The following is an 18007-nucleotide window of genomic DNA, read 5'->3' as shown; positions in this document are numbered from 1 at the left end:
GGCGTCCGCCACGGTAAACGATGCACGAATCACAACTTACAACACCACGTGAGTGTACTCTTCGTGTGCTATGGTAGACAAGGACGACCTCCGACAGCAGTTCGTCGACGCCTTCGAGGGCGCCGACTACCCCGTGAACAGCCCGATGGACCTCGTGCCGGCGCTCCCGGCCGGGCCGGGCACGACGTTCGAGTCGGGGGACTTCTCGATGACCGCGATGGAACTGAACACGAAGGGTGGCGGCAGTCAGGAGTTCCCGTACGACTCCGTCGAGGACCTCGTCGACGACATCATGGAGGGCCTCGAGGACCAGGGTCACCTCTAACCACGTTTTACTCCTCGGGTTCGCGCCTGCGGCGCGAACCGCTCGTCGCGAAAACGCGGGGAAAAACTGCGCCACTCGCGGCTTCGCCGCTCGTGACGGGTGGGTGTACTCGACCGCACCGCCCAGCACCGCCTAGCCCCGCCACCGAACCACCGACTCCCGATTCTGTCTCGAGTCGATGGTCCCCCACGATAGCTCAAACCACCGTTTGAACCACGGGAAGACCCATCTACCTCCGTTCACTATCGGTGGGCGATGGGACTGTTACCGCGTCGTGTCGAGTCCGAACGCGCACCGGAGTCGGCCCGCGTCCTCGACATCGAAGGGGTAGAAGCCGACCGGGCGTTCGAGGCGCTCTCCAGCGAGACGGCCCGACGTATCCTCTCGCACATCTACGAACAGCCGAGCACGCCGCCGGAGGTCCGCGACGAGGTCGGTACGAGCCTGCAGAACGTCCACTACCACCTCGGGCGACTGGAGGAGGCCGACCTCATCGAGCCGGCCGGCGTCGGCTACTCCGAGAAGGGCAACGAGATGACCATCTTCGCCCCGAAGAGCGAGGCCGTCGTCCTCTTCGCCGGTCACGAACACGACCGTTCGCGGCTCTCTCGACTCCTCGGACGGGTGCTGGGGCTCTACCTCTTCCTCGCCGTGGCAGTCGCGGCCGCGGGGAGCCTGCGGGAACTACTCGCCCCCGCCGGCCCCACGGCCGACTCGGCCGTCTCGCTGTCCGCCGAGACCGCCGGTGACGCGGGCGCCTCGAGCGCCGACACGGTCGCGGGCGGGGCCGCTGGCCTCCTCGCGAACCCCGACCCACTCCTGCTGTTTTTCCTCGGGGGCCTCGTCGCGATCGTCGTGCTGACGGGCTACTGGTACGCGCGAGGCGTGTGACGAGGCGGCGACCCGACCCGCTCAGGCCGAGGCGTCCTGTTCGACCTCGGCGCTCGTGATCTCAATGAGCCGGGTGATCTCGTCCGGGAGCGACTGCTCGCCCGCCGGCGTCTCCACGGTCATCATCCCGAACGGGGCCACGTCCACGACGGTCAGTTCGACGCCCGGTCGGATGCCCGCGTCCGCGAGGTAGCGCAGTTCCTCGTCGCCCTGGTGGCGGATGCGCTTGACGAGGACGCGGTCGCCCACCGCCATCTCCGCGAGACGGGTCGTCTCCTCGCCCTCGGGCAGTCGGAGGTCCGCGTCGGGGATGGGGTCGCCGTGCGGGTCCACGCCCGGGTTGCCGAGCGCCTCCGCGATGCGCCGCGCGAGCTCGTCGCTCACGTGGTGTTCGAGCCGGTCGGCCTCCTCGTGGACGTCCGCCCAGTCGTAGTCCAGTTGCTCGGTGAGGAACGACTCCAGCAGCCGGTGGTGCCGGAGGATCTCCAGCGCGACGAGTTCGCCGTCCTCGGTGAGCGTGACGCCCTTGTACTCCTCGCGGTCGACGAGGCCGCGCTCCTCGAGTTTCTTCACCATCGAGGAGACAGTCGGTGGGGTCACGTCGAGGTACTCCGCGAGCGCCGACGTGGAGACCCGCTCGCCCGTCTCGTTCTGGATGACGTATATCGCCTTGATGTAGTCCTCCATGACGGCGCTCAACATCTTCGTCCGCCTCTTCGGCCGGCCGGAGTTAGGGTTTCGGGTGTCGCCCATCGTCAGTCGGCCTCCGTCGGGTCCGTCCGGTCCGTGTCGATGGCACCCACCGACACCGGCGTCTCGCGGTCCCGCCGGGCCAGTAGTTTCCCGACCAGCACCGCCACGACGTAGATGGCGACGGCGACGAGGACGATGACGCCCCCGGCGGTCGCCTCACCGTAGAACGAGACGCCGATACCGAGCAGGACCGCCAGTTCGGCGAGGACGACGCTCGTCAGGAGCGACCCGGTGAAACTCCGGGAGACCTGCGAGGCCGCGGCCACGGGCACCACGAGCATCGCGGCGACGAGGATGACGCCCATGATCTGCATCGCGCCGACGACGACCATCGCGGTGAGCATCACCATCACGCGGTTGTACCAGCGGACGGGGATGCCAGACACCTCGGCGGCCACCTCGTCGAACGTGACGTACAGCAACTGGTTCCGGGTCAGCGCGACGGTGCCGACGATGACGGCGAACAGCGCCAGCAGGATGACGGCGTTCTCCGCCGAGACGGTCGAGAGGTTACCGAACAGGTACTGGTTGATGCCGACCGAGAGGCCACCGGCGTTCAGGCTGATGAGCACGGTCCCGAGCGCGAACCCCGTCGAGAGGACGATGGCCATCGAGACGTCGTTGTAGGCGTCCGTGACCTCCGAGATGAGTTCGATGAGCAGCGCCGCGAGCATCGCCACGATGACGGCCGTGAGGTACGGCGAGACGCCGAGTTCGAGGACGCCGTTCAGGAACAGGCCGACGGCGACGCCCGCGAACGCGGTGTGGGCCAGCGCGTCACCGATGAGGGCGAGCTGGCGGTGGACGAGGAAGGTCCCGATGAGTGGCGCCATCACGCCGATACACAGGCCGACGAGGATGGCCCGGTGCATGAACCGGAAGTCGGGGTCGATCATCTCGAGGCCGGTCAGCGCGTAGACGAAGTCCATCACGCGGTACCAGCCCTCGAGCACGAGCGCCAGCGCATCGTACACCGGCCCACCGAGCGCCTCCAGCCCACCCTGCAACACGAGCGGGTCGAGCACCCCCGCGAGGAGCGCCACGAGGGGGCCGAGCAGTTCAGTCATCGTCGGCCTCCGTCGGCGCACCGGCGGTCAGGAACCGCGCGGTGGTCCCGAACGCGCGGGCCAGCGCGTCGCTCTGGACGAACTCGTCGGTCGGGCCGTCGAAGTACACCTCGCGGTTCATGCAGACGACCCGCTCGGCGTGTTCGGCGACTGCGCTCAGGTCGTGTTCGATGAGCAGGACGGTGATGCCGTCGTCGTTGAGCGCCCGAAGCAGGTCGTAGAACGCCTCCACGGACTCCGCGTCGACGCCCACGGTCGGCTCGTCGAGCACGAGGAGGTCGGCCTCGCTGGCGAGCGCCCGGGCGATGAACGCGCGCTGGCGCTGCCCGCCCGAGAGCTGGGTGATGCGACGCCTCGCGAAGCCGCTCATCCCGACCGTCTTCAGCGCCCGGTCGACGATGGCATCGTCCTCCGCGCCGAGCGTCCCGAAGCCGACGTGGGCGAACCGCCCCATCCGCACGACCTCACGGACCGTGATGGGCATCTCCTTGGCGGCCGAGACGTGCTGGGCGACGTAGCCGACCCGCGCGCCGTCGTCGAACGCGTGGGCGGGTTCGCCGAACAGCCGTGCCTCCCCCGCGTCCGGTCGGAGCAGGCCCAGCACGAGTTTCATGAGCGTCGACTTGCCCGACCCGTTCGGACCGACCACGGCGACGTACTCGCCGGGCTGGATGTCGAGGCTCACGTCCTCGACGACGGGGACGCTCGTGTAGCCGAACGCCACGTCCGCGACGGAGACCACCGGCGCGCCGGGACCGGCCTCGGAAGGTGTGCCCTCGGTGCTCATTCGAAGTTTCTCCACTCGGCCGCCCAGCCCTCGGGGCCGGCGTCCTCGGGTGCCTCGTTCCCGAGGACGACCTCGAACGTGGGCATGTTGATGTTGTAGGCGATCTCCTCGTAGCCCCAGCCGGCCTCGACCCAGTCCTCGCGGACGCCGGCGTAGGGGGTCACCGGGAAGTACGCCTCGACGGGCGTCTCGGCCACCAGCTGCTTGGCGGGCCTGAGCGTCTCGAACACGCCCGCACCGATGTACCGGATGTCGTTCTCGTCGATGACCCGCTTCGCTTCGGTGATGTCGCTCGGATTCACGTCCCCGCTGGCGGCGAGGTTGACCACGAGCGGTCGCATCCGGACGCCGTAGCGCTCACCGACGTACTGGAACGCGTTGTGCGCGGCCAGCTGGACCACGTCGCGGCTCGCGGCGTCGAAGATGGCCTCGTAGTCGGCGTCGACCCGGTCGAGGACGTCCGTCTTGTACGTCTCGCCGTTCTCCCGGAAGGCGTCCTCGTGCTCGGGGAGCAGGTCGACGAACCCCTCGGTGATGTTGTCGACGGCCCGCTTCGCGCGCTGGGGGTCCAGCCAGAAGTGTGGGTCGCGCCCGCGGTTCTCCCCGACGCCCTCCTCGTCCCGGTCGAGCGAGGCGGCGAGCGGCACCAGTTCGATACCCTCGCGGACGTTGATGAGTGCGGTGTCCACCCCGTCGTCCTTCAGGGTCTGGATGGCCCGGTCCGCCCACGGCTGGAAGTCCTTGCCGACGTGGACGAACGCGTCCGCGGTCACGATCTGGCGGGTGATGCTCAAGTTCGGCTCCCAGCCGTGGCCGTGCAACCCCGTCGGGACGAGGTTCTTCACGGTGAGTGGGGTACCGTCGGCCACCTTCCGGGCGAAGTCGTAGAAACTGAAGAAGGAGGCCACGGCGACGGGGCCGTCGTCGTCTGCATCACCGTCGTCGCCACCCCCGCCCACCGTACTGCCGAGGCTGGTACAGCCAGCCAGCCCCGCGATTCCCACCAGTCCACCTGCTCGCAACACACGGCGTCGACTCAGAGTGTGCTCTCTAGATACCATGATTCGATAGATGTTCGAAGTCGGATTAGACTCGTCTAACTATTTCGTGGTGCTCCTCTCATATATAGGTTGTCGATACCCGGGTGCCGGTGGGGGACCTCCACACCGGCGGGGAGCGGCTCACGAAACCGCCGGGGGCTGGCCGTTCCCCCGTTCGGTCGAACTCCGTAGCGCAGTCGTGGAACGGTCGCCAGCCGTCCCGGCACCACACGGCATGGAAACCGTCTTTTCCGGCCCCCGCGAACACCCCGTTATGCAACCGAGAGCCGTCGCCGACCTCTCGCCGGCCGAGCGCGTCGCCTTCTTCGAACGCGACGCCGGCGTCGAGGCGGTACGCGAGGACGTGCGCGACATCCTCGGGCGCGTCCGCGAGGAAGGTGACGTGGCCCTCCGCGAGTTCGCCCGCGAGTTCGACGACTGCGAGGTGGGCAACCTCGACATCACCGACGACGCCGAGCGCGCGTGGGCGTCGCTCGACGACGACCTGAAGGGGGCCATCGAGACTGCCACCGAGAACGTCCGGGCGTTCCACGAGCGGCAGGTCCCCGAGGACTGGCGCGACTCGTTCGACGGGCGCGAACTCGGGCGACGGTTCCGCCCCATCGAACGGGCCGGGGTCTACGTCCCCGGCGGGACGGCCGCCTACCCCTCCTCGGCCATCATGGGCGTCGTCCCCGCGAAGGTGGCCGGCGTCGAACACGTCGCCGTCGCCACGCCGCCCGCGACGGAGCTGAACCCGGTCACGCTGGGGGCCATCCACCACGCCGGGGCGGACGTGGTCTACCGGGTCGGCGGCGCGCAGGCCGTCGGTGCGCTCGCCTACGGCACCGAGACGGTCGACGCCGTCCAGAAGGTTGTCGGGCCGGGCAACCGCTGGGTCACCGCTGCGAAGGCCGAGGTCCGCGGTACGGTGGAGATCGACTTCCTCGCCGGCCCGAGCGAGGTGCTGGTGCTCTGTGACGCGACCGCGGATCCCGAACTGGTCGCGGCGGACCTCGTCGCGCAGGCCGAACACGACCCGAACGCCTCGGTCGTGGCCGTCACGGACGACGAGGCGCTCGCGACGGCCGTCTGCGAGGCCGTCGACGAACAGGCGGCCGAGCGCGAGCGTGAGGAGACCATCCGCGCGGCGCTCGACAACGACGCGTCGGGCGTGCTGGTCGCCCGGTCGATGCCCGAGGCGGTCCTGTTCGCCGACGAGTACGCCGCCGAGCACCTGAGCGTCGTCGCCGAGGACGACGAGGCGCTGCTCGAGCGCGTCGACAACGCCGGGAGCGTCTTCCTCGGCGGCTACTCGCCCGTCGCCGCCGGCGACTACGCTGCCGGCACGAACCACGTCCTCCCGACGAACGGCGGGGCGAGGGTCCACGGGGGGCTCTCGGTCGACACGTTCCTGCGCTCCTCGACGGTCCAGCGGCTCGACCGGGAGGCGCTCGGCGACGTCCGTAAGGCCATCACGACGCTCGCGCGCGCCGAGGGGCTCGAAGCTCACGCCGCGAGCGTGGAGAAGCGCTTCGAGGACTGAGCCGCGACCCGTCGGCACACAAGGTTTACCACCCGCCCGAGCGGCGACTCGGACGACGCGATGCCCTCCCCGTTGCGCACACGCCTCCAGCGACTGCGTGCGGTCCTCACCGGCACGTTCGGCGACACACCCCTCGACCTCGCCACGCTCCGGGACCGCTACTGGTACGTCTGGATCGGCGCCCTCGTCGCCGCGCTGCAGGTACACGCCACCCTCCGCCTGCGTGCCGGCCTCGCCGCCACCGAGCGGGTCGTCCTCGGAGACTCGGTCATCTTCGAGTTCGTCGGTCTCCACCTCGCCCGCGGGGGGCGGCTCTACGAGACCATCTGGGAGGTGAAACCCCCGGTCCCGTTCGAGCTGTCGTGGCTCCTCGCCACGGTGGCGCCGGATACCTACGCCTACCACGCCCTCGCGCTCGGCGCGAACGTGGCCGCCGTCACCGTCGGGGGCGTCGCCGCGGCCGGCATCGTCCGGGAGGTGACCGGCGACTCGCTGGGTGGGGTCGTCGCCGCGCTCGTCCCGTTCGTCCTCCCGCGGTACTGGTGGCGGGCGACTATCGGCCTGAAGGCGAAGTACCTCGTCGCGGCGTTCGTCCTGGTGGCGCTCTACTACCACGTCACCGACCGCGAGGTCGGATCGGGCGTCGCCTCGGCGCTCGCGGTGGGGACGTGGCAGCTCGCCGTCGTCGTCCCCGTCGCCACGTTCGTCGGGACTCTCGCCGGACGCGACGCTGGGTCGACCCGGCGCTACCTCGCGGCCATCCTCGTGACCGCTGGACTGGTCTCCCTCCCGGTGTTCTGGTGGGGGACGGTCCCCGAGATGGTCGTCGAGACGGTGTTCGTCCCCCTGCTGGGGACGGAGGACGGCGGAGGCGCCTCGCCGGTCGAACGGGTGGTCGACGGACTCGGTATCGCGCTGCCCGTCGTGCTGCTGGGGTGTTACGGACTGCTGGCGGCGCTCCGCCGGGACGCCGACACCCGCCGGCAGGTGGCACCCGTCGTCGCCGTCGCCGCGTGGTTCCTCCTCGCGCTCCTGTTCGTCGACTACGACACGAAGAACGACCTGATACCGTTCCTCGCGGTGGTCGGCGTGGGGGTGGGGTGCGTCGTCGGCCGGTCGAGGCGGGCGCTTCGAGAGGCCACCGACGGCGTCTCGGTGCGGGCCAGCGCCGGACGCGCCGTCGCCGTCGTCGTCTGCGGGATGGCCCTCGTCAGCGTCCTCACGTTCGGTGGCTACGGCACCGGCTCGACGGGGCTGACCGACGCGGCCGTCTACGACACCACCGAAGCGGTGGAGATGGAGATGCCGTACAACCTCACCGAGCGCCAGCAGCTCTACTGGCACGGCCACGAGGCCCCCACCTGCCGGGTGTTCGTCGGCCGGACGCAGTACGAACTCGTCGAGCGGCTCGGTCTCGCCGACGACCCGGACGTCCGCTACTGGAAACCCGACTGTGGGCAGTTCGGGCCGACGTGGCGGGCCGTCCGCGAGACGTACGGGCTCGGTCTCGAACGGCGTGGCCCGGCCGACGGCGTGACGACACCCACGCCGACGCCGGCCACGTCCACCCCGAGACTGGCGACGCCGACCACACCGCGTCTCGCCCGCCGGTAGCGTTTTGCCGCCGCCCGTCGCACCCCCGGGCGGTATGGACCACGTCACCGTCACGCGGACGGAGGGAGTCGGCCGCATCACGCTCGACCGGCCCGAGCAGAACAACTCGATGAACGCCCAGACCGCCCGCGAACTCCACGAGGCGGCCATCGAACTCGTCGAGGACGACGCCGTCCGCTGTATCGTCCTCACCGGCACTGGCAAGGTGTTCCACACGGGCGCCGACCTCGGGATGCTCGAACTCGACGAGAGCGACGGGGCGCTCCTCCGCGAGGTGGCCAACCACCTCCACGCGATGGTGAGCACGCTCCACCGGGCACCCAAGCCCGTCGTCTGCGGCGTCAACGGCGTGGCCGCCGGCGGCGGCATCGGGCCGGCGCTCTGTGGCGACATCGTCCTGATGGCCGAATCCGCACGGTTCCAGTTCGCCTACCCCGCCATCGCCCTCTCGGCCGACGGCGGCTCGTCGTACTTCCTCCCCCGACTCGTGGGGCTGCGCAAGGCACAGGAGATCGCGATGCGCAACGAGTCCGTCGGGAGCGCCGAGGCCGAGGAGATCGGGCTGGTCACCGAGGTGGTCCCGGACGACGAGTTCGAGACGCGACTGGCCGAGGAGGCCGCCGCGCTCGCCGAGGGCCCCACCCTCGCCCACGCCGGCACCAAACGGCTGCTCCGGACCTCGCTGGACCGCCAGCTCTCCGAGCAGATGGAGGAGGAGGCCGAGACAATCGTGGGGCTGACGAAGACCGGAGACTACCAGCGTGGCGTCGAGGCGTTCTTCGAGAAGGAGCAGGCCGAGTTCGAGGGGGAGTGACGGGCGTCGGTACTCAGTCGCCCGCCGGCACCACCTCACCGCTCCCCGTCGGCCGGCTCTCCGTCAACGCCACCCAGACGAGTGCCGCGGCGGCGAACGCCAGTACCGACGCCAGCGCGAACGCCGTCCGGTAGCCCGCGAGCGTCGCCACCCCGCCGACGAGCACCGGTCCGACGACGCCACCGAGCCCTTTCGCCGTCGAGCGCAGGCCCATCAGTTCGGACTCCCGGTTCGGCGGTGCGACGTCCGAGATGAACGCGAGCGCCCCCGTCGTCATCGCCGAGAAGGCGACGCCGAGGACGACCATCGCGCCCGCGGCGAAGAGGACGCGGGAGTCGGGGGCGACGGCGGGCGCGAGCGAGACGACGAGCGCGAACAGGCCGCTGCCGGCCATCCCGGCGACGACGAGCGGCTTGCGCCCGACCCGGTCGGCGACCACGCCGAGCGCGACCATCGCCGGCACCTGCGTCCCGTGGTTCGCCGCCAGCACTGCCCCCATCGTCGCCTCGGTGAGCCCGACGGTGCCGACGAGGAACGGGGCGATGAGCGCCATCACGCCGAGGATGCAGGCGTTCCGGACCGCGAGGCCGAGGTAGAGGAACGCGAGACCGTTCGTCCGGAGGTGGTCGCGGTCCCCGACGCTCGGGAGGAGTCGGTGGCGGACCTCGCTGGCCACCTCGCGGAGCGTCGCGTCGCCGTCGGGGGAGGGCGTCGGGTCCTCGATGCCGAGGGCGGCGAGCGTCGAGACCAGCGAGAGCGCCCCGACGACGAGGTAGATGTCGCCCGGGAGGTAGAGCCCCAGCAGGACGCCGGCGACGAGGTTGCCGCCGGCGAAGCCGCCGGAGCGGGCGCCGTTGTAGAAGCCGATGGAGCGGCCCGTCCCGCTGGCGCCGCCGTAGTGGCTGACGATGGCGAGGACGACGGGCGCGAACCCGGCCGCGAACACGGAGTAGACCGCCCGCCAGAGGATGGACCAGCCGATGGCGTCCGAGAGGGTGAGTGGCAGTATCGAGAGCGTCGCGAGCGCGCCGGTGCCGACCATCACCGCCCGGCGCCGGCCGGTCACGTCCGCGATGGCACCCCAGACCGGCGAGAACAGCATCAGCCCCGCGAAGTAGCCCGTGGCGAGGACGCCCGCCGCGAGCGCCGACCCGGTCCGCTCGACGACGATTGCCAGCACCGTCCCCATCAGGATGCCGCTCCCGAAGCGCGTGAGCGCGGCGAGGCTGACGAGTCCCCACTGGGTGCGGCGTGTCACTGTCCACGAGTCCGGACGGTATGGACTTGAGGGGCGTGGTTCGCCCCGACCACAACGCCCGAGTCTGCGGCGCGCTATCCCCCGCCGTGCACTACCTCCTCGCCACCGACTCCGTCCACACGACCGCCGCGGGCTGTGACTACCTGCTCGACGCGGCCCGACTCGACCCCGACGACCGGGCGACGGTACTGACCGTCGTCGAGACGGACGCGGACGAGCGTGACCCGGGTGACGCCGCGAACGTCGCCACCGCCCGCCTGACCGGGTTCTGCGAACTCGCGTTCGAGGAACGAGAGGGTGACGTGGCCGACGAGATTCTCGACAGCGTGGACAGCCTCGACGCGGACGTCCTCCTCGTGGGCCCACACGGGGGCCGGTCGGGGGCAGGACCGGAACTCGGGCCGACAGCCAGAGCGGTGCTCGAGGGGACCGCGGTCCCCGTCGTCGTCCTCCCGCTCGAGCCCCTCTCGTAGTTTCTTGTCCCACGGGGTCGACGGACGACCATGACCGACGACCCGACCGTCCTCGTGCTCCGCGAGGGGGTCCACGGGATGCCCGTCGAGGAGTACGCCACGGCGTTGCGCGAGCGTCTCGACTGCGAGGTTCGCCTCGCACGGACGCCGGCCGAGGAGCGTGACCTCGCTGCCGACGCGACGGTGGTGACCGGCCCGCGGATGGACGAGGGCCTGCTCGCGGCGGCCGACTCGCTCGAACTGTTCGCCGGCGCCTACGCCGGGCACTCGCACCTGCCACTCGAGGCCTTCGAGGAACGGGGCGTGGCCGTGACGAACGCCTCGGGGGTCCACGCGCCGAACGTCGCCGAGCACGTCGTCGGTGCGATTCTGGCGTTCTCGCGGAACTTCCACGTCGGGCGGGAGCGTGCGAGTCGCGGCGAGTGGCGCTCGTACCCGACCGGGGAGTTGCAGGGGTCGACCGTCGCCGTCGTCGGGCTCGGCGCCATCGGGAGCGCTGTCGTCGACCGCCTCAACCCGTTCGGCGTGCGGTCGGTGGGGGTCCGTGGCGACCCCTCGAACGGAGGGCCGGCCGACGAGGTGGTCGGCCCCGACCGGTTCCACGATGCCATCGCCGAGGCCGCGTACGTCGTCCTCGCGTGCCCGCTGACCGACGCGACCCGTGGGCTGGTCGACCGCGAGGCGTTCCGGACGATGCGCGACGACGGCGTCCTCGTCAACGTGGCGCGGGGGCAGGTCGTCGACACCGACGCGCTGGTCGAGGCGCTGCGGCGGAACGCCGTCGGCGGGGCCGCCCTGGACGTGACCGACCCCGAACCGCTCCCGCCGGACCACCCGCTCTGGGGGTTCGGGAACGTCCTCGTGACGCCGCACAACGCGGGGGCGACGCCGCGGTACTACGACCGCCTCGCGGACCTGGTGGCCGGGAACGTCACCCGCCTCGGGTCCGGGGGGCCGCTGGCCAACCGGGTCGTCTGAGGGCGCCGTTCGGCTTCCTCCCCCGCTCCCCACTCCCCACGACGGTTCTCGGGACCGAAGCGTGGGAACACTATTGGGGATGCCTACCAGAGGCTCCTGTAGTGACCGTCTACCTCGTCGCGACGGCGTCCGCGGAGACCACCACGGCGGCCTGCGACTACCTCCTCGAGAAGTTGACTCCGGACGACGCCGTGTACGTCCTCTCCGTCGAGGAACCGGACGTGGAGGAGGCCACGGAGACGGCGTTCGAGGAGGCCCAGACCCGGCTGACCGAGGTGGCCGAGGTTCGGACCATCCGGCGACGCGGGCAGCCGGCACAGGAGATCGTCGCGCTGGCCCGTGAGATCGGAGCCGACGAGATAATCGTCGGCCCGCGGCGCGACGCGCCCGGCGGGTTCTCGACCATCGGGACCACGACGCGGGCGGTGCTCTCGACCGTCGAGGTGCCCGTGTTCGTCGTCCCCCGCGACCCCTGAGCCGGCCGCGAGGCACGGGCTGGCGTGGAAGTTGTCTCGTGCCACGAGAACACTTATCACGAGCGGCACGTAACCTCATGGTGGATGGCAGCCGTTAGCACGTCACTCGACGAACGGGCACGGACGATTTTCACCGACCTCGGGTACGAGGTGACGCCCGACCGGGGCGAGTTCAGGGCCGAGCGCAAGTGGCGCACCGTCTACGTCACCACGGCCGACCCCGCAGAAGCACCCGCATACGGGAGTCTGCGCTGTTTCGTCGCCCCGCTCGACCGAGCGGAGTCGCTCCGAGAGGACCTCCTCGGACGCGCCCCCGACTACGACTGGGCCGTCGTCGGGGTCGAGGACGAGGCGTACACAGTCCTCCATCCCTCGGCCGCGGTCCTCTCGGCGCCGTAGCGGACGTTACAAACCCCCCGCGCTTCTCGTGGTGACCATGCTCCCGCTACAGGGTAGTGTGGTGCGGACGGCCCTCGAAGCGTTCGTCGACAACGTCCTCGAGGTGATCCCCGACCTCCTCACCGGGCTCGTCTTCCTCGTCGTCGCGTACGTCCTCGTCAAGGTCCTGATGTTCGCCGTGCGGACCGTCCTCTCGCGGGCGCTTCCGGGCGACTCGCCGGTCTACCGGCAGTTCGTCAGCACCGTCGTCCTCGTCTTCCTCTGGTTCGGCGTCGCGCTGACGTTCCTCTCCATCGTCGGACTGGAGGGCATCGCCACGTCGCTCGGGACCGCCACCGGCTTCCTCGCACTCGGGGTCTCCTACGCCCTCTCGGGCATGATCGCCGACGCCGTCGCGGGCGTCTACCTCCTCCGCGACCCCGACTTCGACCCCGGCGACACGGTCGACATCGGTGGCACGGTCGGGACGGTGAAGGCCATCGAACTCCGCAAGACCCGACTCACGGTCGGTGACGACACCGTCGTCCGTGCGAACGCGGAGATCGAGAAGAAGTGGACGAAGCTCGACGACGCCGACTGACCGTCCGTTCGACAGCGGGCTTTTGTCCTCCGCCTCCCACCTCGCACCCGTACGATGTCGGACGACGCGCGCGGTGGACTAGAGGGACTCCTCGAGGACGCCCGGACGAACGCCCTGCTGGCGTGGGCGCTGGTCGGGGCGGTGACCGTCGTCGCCGTCGGGAACGCGCTCACCGGGTCGCTGCTCTGGGCCGGGTTCGCGGGAACCGTCCTCGCGCTCACGCTCGTCGTCCCCCTCGGCCACCAGTCACCTCGCGTGATGCTCCCGTGGGAGGTGCTCGCGCTGGCGTCGCTCCCCCTGCTCGGTCGCTCTGCCGCCACAGTCCCCGTGACGAGCGCGCTCGCCACCTACCTCTCGGTCGCCGCTGTGGCGCTCGTCGTCGCCGTGGAGCTCCAGGTGTTCACCCCGGTGCGGATGACCCCACGGTTCGCCGTGGGGTTCGTCGTCGTGGCGACGCTCGCGGCCGCCGGTGCGTGGGCCGTCGCCCGGTTCGCCCTCGACAGCCTGCTCGGGACGACGTTCCTGCTCGACCCGACGTTGCCCGAGGCGGCCATCGAGCGCGCACTGATGTTCGAGTTCGTCTACTCGACGGCCGCGGGCGTGCTCGCCGGCGTCATCTTCGAGGGGTACTTCCGGCGCCGGCGGACCCCGGAGACGGTGGTGCCGCCGGAGGTGCGCGCGTGAGGCTCCGTGACCGACTGGGTCTGGGCGAACGAACGCAACTGCGTCTGGTGGCAGCGATGGAGGTGTTGCTCGTCGGGATGTTCCTCGTGGGCCTCCAGCGCGGGAACACGGGCATCCTCGTCAACACCGGGGTCGCCATCGCCGTCACGCAACTGGTCCCGGTGCTGGAACGCGACTTCGGCGTCCAGATGGACGCCGGCCTCGTCCTCTGGGTGACCAGCGCCGTCTTCCTCCACGCGCTCGGGACGGTGGGTATCCCGGGCACCGGCCTCACCTCGTTCTACCGACAGGTCTGGTGGTGGGACCACGTCACCCACGCGCTGTCGGCGAGCGTCGTCGCGGCGGCCGGCTACGCCACCGCGCGGGCCTACGACCTGCACTCCGAGGACGTATCGCTCCCACCCCGGTTCATGTTCGCGTTCATCCTGCTGGTGACCCTCGCGTTCGGGGTCTTCTGGGAGGTCGTCGAGTTCACGCTGGCGGAGACCGCGGGCGTCCTCGGGAGCGGCACCGTCCTGACCCAGTACGGCCTCGAGGACACGATGCTCGACCTCGTGTTCGACACCGTCGGGGCCGTCGTGGTGGCGGTGTGGGGGACCGCACACCTCTCGGGGCTGGCCGCGGAGATGGCGGCGCGCTTCCGCAGCGCGTAGTGGTACCACGCCACGCGGATTTATGTAGTCTGGCTGAGAACCGAGGAGCGCGATGGTGTTCAAGAAGATCACCCTCATCGGCCGGAGCACCGAGAGTTTCGACGCCGCGGTCGACGACGCCGTCGACCGGGCCGAACAGACCATCGAGAACGTCCACTGGGTGGAGGTGGAGGAACTCGGCGTGGAGGTCGCCAGCGCCGCCGACCGGGAGTACCAGGCCGAGGTGACGGTCGCCTTCGAACTGGCCGAGCCGCAGGAGTGACTCAGACGCTGTAGAGCAGGTCGATGGCCACCGGGGTGACGACCGTGAGCAGCAGTTGGAGCGGCAGACCGACCCGGACGTAGTCGGTGAACCGGTAGCCACCGGGGGCGAAGACCATGAGGTTGGTCTGATAGCCGATGGGGGTGGTGAAGGCGGTGGCGGCGCCGAAGGTCACGCCGAGGGCGAAGGCGAACTGGTCGGCCCCCACGTTCGCCGCCGTCTCGACGGCGATGGGGAGCACGAGGACGACGCTGGCCACGGGTGTCACGAGGTTCGCGAGCAGTCCCGTGAGCAGGTAGAACGCCCCGAGGACGACGAGCGCCGGGAGCGCCGGTGCCGCCGCCGCCACCAGTTCGCCGAGGTACGCCGCCCCGCCCGAGGACTGGATGGCCAGTCCGAGCGGGATGATGCCCGCGAGCAGGAGGATGACCTCCCAGTCGACGGACTTGTACGCCTCGCGGGTCTCGATGACCCCGCCGACGACCATCGCGACGACACCGGCCAGCGCCGCGATAGCGATGGGGAGCACGTCCAGGGCGGCCAGTGCGACGACCCCGCCGACGACGCCGATGGCGAGTGGTGCCTTCGTCTCGAACAGTGGCGGGAACGTCTCCTCGTGGTTCGGGAGCCTCGCCACCTCCGTGACGAGGAGGTCGCCGTCGCTCCGCAGTCGGTCGACCGTCTCCTGCGTGGTGTAGAGCAACAGTCCGTCACCCTCACTCATCTCGAAGTCGGCGATGTCCTCGTGGACGAGGTCACCCCCACGACGGAACGCGAGGACGGTGTCGGTGTAGCGACGACGGAGTTCTGCGGTCCGGAGCGTCTCGCCGGCCAGCGCCGACTTCCGTGCGATGCTGGCCTCCACGAGTGTCCCGAGCCCCTCGGGTTCGACGAGTTCGCGCTCCGTGACACGGGCCTGCGGGAGCCGCCGGAGCGCGCCGAGGGCGACGAACGCGTCGAGCGCGTCCCGGTCGGCCCGGACGGTGAGCACGTCCTGTTGCTCGATGGTCCGGTCGACGGGCGCGATGAGCGTCTCCTCACCGCGGACGATCTGGATGATGTCGACGTCCACGTCGAGTTCCTCCATCGCCTCGGCGACGCTGAGCCCGATCAGCGGCGAGCGTCGCCGGACGTAGACCCGGTGGAGGTACCCCTCGAGGCCGAACTCGCTGACGAGGTCGACCACCTCGATGCGCTCGGGCAGGAGCGGGACGGCCACGAGCAGCAGGTAGGCGGAGCCGACCAGCAGGACGACCACGCCGAGTGGCGTGAACGAGAACATCGAGAAGGACTGCCCGACGAGTTCGTCCAGGAGGTCCGAGGCGAGGACGTTGGTCGCCGTCCCGATGAGCGTCAGGGTCCCCCCGAGCATGGAGGCGTAACTCAGGGGGATGAGCAGTTTCGAGGGGGAGAGGTGGACCTCGTCGGCGAGCTCCGTCACCATCGGGATGAACATCGCCACGACCGGGGTGTTGTTGACGAACCCGGCCAGCGGCCCGGTCATCGCCACGATGGCGGTCGAGAGCCGTCGACGGTCCCCCGCGACGAACTCCGCGACGAGTGCCCCCAGCCGTCGGATGGCGCCCGTCTGCTGGACGCCCGCGCTCAGGACGAACATCGCGAGGATGGTGATGGTGGCCGGCGAGGCGAACCCCGAGAGCGCCGCCTGCGGCCCGACCCCGGTCCACGGTTCGAGCAGGACCAGCGCCACCAGCACCGAGAGCGCAGTCACGTCCGGACTGACGACCTCTGTGACGAACAGCCCGACGGCGACGGCGACGAGCGCGAACACGACCAGGGCGCTCGTCGGCGGCGCGGTGACCATGCGGGCCGTTCGACAGGGCTCGGCTTAAACGGTACCGCCGGCTGGCGGTATCAGAATCGAGAATTAGAGCGGCGTGGAGGGGTGGTGGTCAGCACGCCGGAACCGGGGCTCGGGGCCGGGTCGTCTCAGTCGAGCTGGGCTTCGATGGATTCGAGTCGACGGTCCAGTCGGGCCAGCTCCTCGCGGATGGCCGCGAGTTCGTCCCGGTCGGCGCTGGCGTCGTCCACCGCCTCGATGCGGCGGGCCAGTTCGTTGTGGACGTGCCGGGCCGTCGACTCCATCTCGTCGAGTCGTCCGGCGACGGGCGTCGACTGCTCGTGCTGTCGTTCGGCGGTGCGGATGTGTTGTTTGAGTTCTTCGTCGCTGACCATGTTGGTTCGCGTCCGGGGGACCTCGGACACGTTCGTTCCCCTCTATCGGTCCCTGACACATAAACCGTCGCGCGTATTATCTCCAGCTGAAAACACCCTCGTTTTCGCCACCCGACGGCCGAACCTTTGTTATCACCGCCGGAGAATCGACCCGCATGTTCCGCCACGACGGACTGGACGTCTCGTGGCTCGGCTACGCCACCCTGCGCGTGGCCGGTCCCGAGCACGTCGTCTACTGTGACCCCGGTCGCTACGGCGTCCTCGACGGCGCGACCGGCGGCGCCAGTCGCGAGGACGCGGGCGGCGACGCCGACCTCGTCTGTGTCACCCACGACCACCACTACGACTCCGACGCCATCCGCCGCGTGGCCGGCGATGACGCCACGCTCGTCCTGTTCGAGGGGGTCAACACCCACCGCATCGACCGGGACGTGGTGCGGCCGACCGACCTCCCCCTCGAGGTGCGAACCGTCGATGCCCACGCCGACCTCGCCGTCGGCGACGTGATCGTCAGGACGGTGCCTGCCTACAACGACCCCGAGGGACCGCGGGCCGACGCCGAGGGGAACGTCCCCCACCCCGAGGGGCTCGGCTGTGGGTTCCACCTCACCGTGCCCTCCGCGTGGGACCGGGACGTGACCGTGTTCTGGCCCGGCGACACGGACGTACTGGAGGGGCACGACCGGCTCGACGTCTCGCTGTTCTGCCCCCCCATCGGTGGCACGTTCACGATGGACCGCCACGAAGCGGCCGACCTCGCCGTCGCGCTCGACCCGGACCTCGTCTGCCCGATCCACTACGACACGTTCGAGGCCATCGAGACGGACTCGGGAGCGTTCGCGGCCGACGTGGCCGGCCGTGGCGTCCCGGTCGTCCTAGACGAGGCCGAGCAGTAACGACCCCGCCAGCACCACCGCGGCGAGGACGAGCAGGCGGAACGCGAGGTCCACGCCGGACGCCGGGCGGACCAGACTCCGGTCCACCCTCGACGGGTCCGTGAGCGCGCCGCGGGCGTTCCGGAGGAGTCTGTCCAGACGCCCCACGCGGTGCTCGTCGACCGGGACGACGGCCTCGTTGCCGCAGGCGCCACAGGCGTCTGGCACCTCGTGGTACGTCCGTTCACACTCCGTGCAGACCCAGTCCACACCTCCGGTAGGCGACGCCGTGGCTTGAACCCCGTGGCGGCGGCCCGTCGAGTCACAAGTTCCAAC

Annotated in this window: 22 protein-coding genes; 14 read left to right on the top strand and 8 right to left on the bottom strand. The window is 70.3% G+C overall.

Annotation, left to right across the window (positions count from 1 at the left end; translation table 11 throughout):
• Nucleotides 1-70: 70 nt before the first annotated feature.
• Both N0B31_RS08080 and N0B31_RS08075 read left to right on the top strand, forming a co-directional pair.
• Nucleotides 71-325, top strand: a complete 255-nt coding sequence (locus N0B31_RS08080) for an MTH865 family protein (protein WP_260643355.1) — start codon at nt 71-73, stop codon at nt 323-325.
• Between the two features lie 255 nt (nt 326-580).
• Nucleotides 581-1216, top strand: a complete 636-nt coding sequence (locus N0B31_RS08075) for an ArsR/SmtB family transcription factor (protein ID WP_260643354.1) — start codon at nt 581-583, stop codon at nt 1214-1216.
• Between the two features lie 21 nt (nt 1217-1237).
• Here the strand turns inward: N0B31_RS08075 and N0B31_RS08070 are convergent, their stop codons facing one another.
• Genes N0B31_RS08070 through N0B31_RS08055 form a run of 4 tightly spaced genes read right to left on the bottom strand, consistent with a single transcriptional unit; the run spans nt 1238 to nt 4884 of the window.
• Nucleotides 1238-1918 (bottom strand): metal-dependent transcriptional regulator, encoded by a 681-nt coding sequence (locus tag N0B31_RS08070; protein WP_260643353.1) that lies wholly within the window; start codon nt 1916-1918, stop codon nt 1238-1240.
• Between the two features lie 53 nt (nt 1919-1971).
• Nucleotides 1972-3036 carry a metal ABC transporter permease gene (locus tag N0B31_RS08065; protein ID WP_260643352.1) on the bottom strand — a complete coding sequence of 355 codons (1065 nt, stop codon included), beginning with the start codon at nt 3034-3036 and terminating at the stop codon, nt 1972-1974.
• A complete protein-coding gene (locus tag N0B31_RS08060) occupies nt 3029-3823 on the bottom strand; it encodes a metal ABC transporter ATP-binding protein (RefSeq protein ID WP_260643351.1) in 795 nt (264 codons plus the stop codon). Before N0B31_RS08060 ends, N0B31_RS08065 begins: the two co-directional genes overlap by 8 nt.
• The gene (locus N0B31_RS08055; RefSeq protein WP_260643350.1) at nt 3820-4884 is read right to left on the bottom strand and encodes a metal ABC transporter substrate-binding protein; all 1065 of its coding nucleotides are present in this window, start codon (nt 4882-4884) and stop codon (nt 3820-3822) included. Before N0B31_RS08055 ends, N0B31_RS08060 begins: the two co-directional genes overlap by 4 nt.
• 253 nt (nt 4885-5137) lie before the next feature.
• Between N0B31_RS08055 and hisD the strand changes: the two genes are divergently transcribed.
• The 3 genes from hisD to N0B31_RS08040 are packed head-to-tail and all read left to right on the top strand — an operon-like array spanning nt 5138 to nt 8837.
• Nucleotides 5138-6409 carry a histidinol dehydrogenase gene (hisD, locus tag N0B31_RS08050; protein ID WP_260643349.1) on the top strand — a complete coding sequence of 424 codons (1272 nt, stop codon included), beginning with the start codon at nt 5138-5140 and terminating at the stop codon, nt 6407-6409.
• 60 nt (nt 6410-6469) lie between these two features.
• Nucleotides 6470-8023, top strand: a complete 1554-nt coding sequence (locus N0B31_RS08045) for a DolP-mannose mannosyltransferase (RefSeq protein ID WP_260643348.1) — start codon at nt 6470-6472, stop codon at nt 8021-8023.
• 34 nt (nt 8024-8057) lie between these two features.
• On the top strand, nt 8058-8837 hold the full coding sequence (locus N0B31_RS08040; protein WP_260643347.1) for an enoyl-CoA hydratase/isomerase family protein: 780 nt from the start codon (nt 8058-8060) through the stop codon (nt 8835-8837).
• Nucleotides 8838-8850: 13 nt separating this feature from the next.
• Here the strand turns inward: N0B31_RS08040 and N0B31_RS08035 are convergent, their stop codons facing one another.
• Nucleotides 8851-10095, bottom strand: coding sequence for an MFS transporter (locus N0B31_RS08035; RefSeq protein WP_260643346.1), 1245 nt, complete (start codon nt 10093-10095; stop codon nt 8851-8853).
• A gap of 86 nt (nt 10096-10181) precedes the next feature.
• Here N0B31_RS08035 and N0B31_RS08030 point away from each other — a divergent pair, with 86 nt between their 5' ends.
• From N0B31_RS08030 to N0B31_RS07995, 8 genes are all read left to right on the top strand, one after another.
• Nucleotides 10182-10568, top strand: coding sequence for a universal stress protein (locus N0B31_RS08030; protein WP_260643345.1), 387 nt, complete (start codon nt 10182-10184; stop codon nt 10566-10568).
• Nucleotides 10569-10598: 30 nt separating this feature from the next.
• Complete coding sequence (locus tag N0B31_RS08025; protein WP_260643344.1) at nt 10599-11546, top strand: D-2-hydroxyacid dehydrogenase; 948 nt, start codon at nt 10599-10601, stop codon at nt 11544-11546.
• A 101-nt stretch (nt 11547-11647) separates the two neighbouring features.
• Entirely contained in the window at nt 11648-12022 is a 375-nt protein-coding gene (locus N0B31_RS08020; protein WP_260643343.1) for a universal stress protein, read from the top strand.
• 84 nt (nt 12023-12106) lie between these two features.
• Entirely contained in the window at nt 12107-12421 is a 315-nt protein-coding gene (locus N0B31_RS08015) for a DUF7116 family protein (protein WP_260643342.1), read from the top strand.
• A 37-nt stretch (nt 12422-12458) separates the two neighbouring features.
• The gene (locus tag N0B31_RS08010; protein ID WP_260643341.1) at nt 12459-13001 is read left to right on the top strand and encodes a mechanosensitive ion channel domain-containing protein; all 543 of its coding nucleotides are present in this window, start codon (nt 12459-12461) and stop codon (nt 12999-13001) included.
• A gap of 54 nt (nt 13002-13055) precedes the next feature.
• Nucleotides 13056-13685, top strand: coding sequence for a hypothetical protein (locus N0B31_RS08005; protein WP_260643340.1), 630 nt, complete (start codon nt 13056-13058; stop codon nt 13683-13685).
• A complete protein-coding gene (locus N0B31_RS08000) occupies nt 13682-14338 on the top strand; it encodes a DUF2238 domain-containing protein (protein WP_260643339.1) in 657 nt (218 codons plus the stop codon). Before N0B31_RS08005 ends, N0B31_RS08000 begins: the two co-directional genes overlap by 4 nt.
• Before the next feature lie 52 nt (nt 14339-14390).
• Complete coding sequence (locus N0B31_RS07995; RefSeq protein WP_260643338.1) at nt 14391-14600, top strand: dodecin; 210 nt, start codon at nt 14391-14393, stop codon at nt 14598-14600.
• 1 nt (nt 14601) lies between these two features.
• On the opposite strand, the gene N0B31_RS07990 is transcribed toward N0B31_RS07995, so the two are convergent.
• Both N0B31_RS07990 and N0B31_RS07985 read right to left on the bottom strand, forming a co-directional pair.
• On the bottom strand, nt 14602-16425 hold the full coding sequence (locus tag N0B31_RS07990) for an SLC13 family permease (RefSeq protein ID WP_260643337.1): 1824 nt from the start codon (nt 16423-16425) through the stop codon (nt 14602-14604).
• A 125-nt stretch (nt 16426-16550) separates the two neighbouring features.
• A complete protein-coding gene (locus N0B31_RS07985) occupies nt 16551-16826 on the bottom strand; it encodes a hypothetical protein (RefSeq protein ID WP_260643336.1) in 276 nt (91 codons plus the stop codon).
• Nucleotides 16827-16951: 125 nt separating this feature from the next.
• Between N0B31_RS07985 and N0B31_RS07980 the strand changes: the two genes are divergently transcribed.
• Nucleotides 16952-17692 carry an MBL fold metallo-hydrolase gene (locus tag N0B31_RS07980; protein ID WP_260643335.1) on the top strand — a complete coding sequence of 247 codons (741 nt, stop codon included), beginning with the start codon at nt 16952-16954 and terminating at the stop codon, nt 17690-17692.
• On the opposite strand, the gene N0B31_RS07975 is transcribed toward N0B31_RS07980, so the two are convergent.
• Complete coding sequence (locus N0B31_RS07975; RefSeq protein ID WP_260643334.1) at nt 17672-17941, bottom strand: hypothetical protein; 270 nt, start codon at nt 17939-17941, stop codon at nt 17672-17674. The genes N0B31_RS07980 and N0B31_RS07975 overlap by 21 nt on opposite strands.
• Between the last annotated feature and the right edge of the window lie 66 nt (nt 17942-18007).

Origin of the sequence: Salinirubellus salinus, assembly GCF_025231485.1 — an archaeon.
Taxonomy (GTDB): Archaea; Halobacteriota; Halobacteria; order Halobacteriales; family Haloarculaceae; genus Salinirubellus; species Salinirubellus salinus.
Note: the sequence above shows the minus strand (reverse complement) of the source record. Positions and strands in the feature narration are given on the sequence as shown.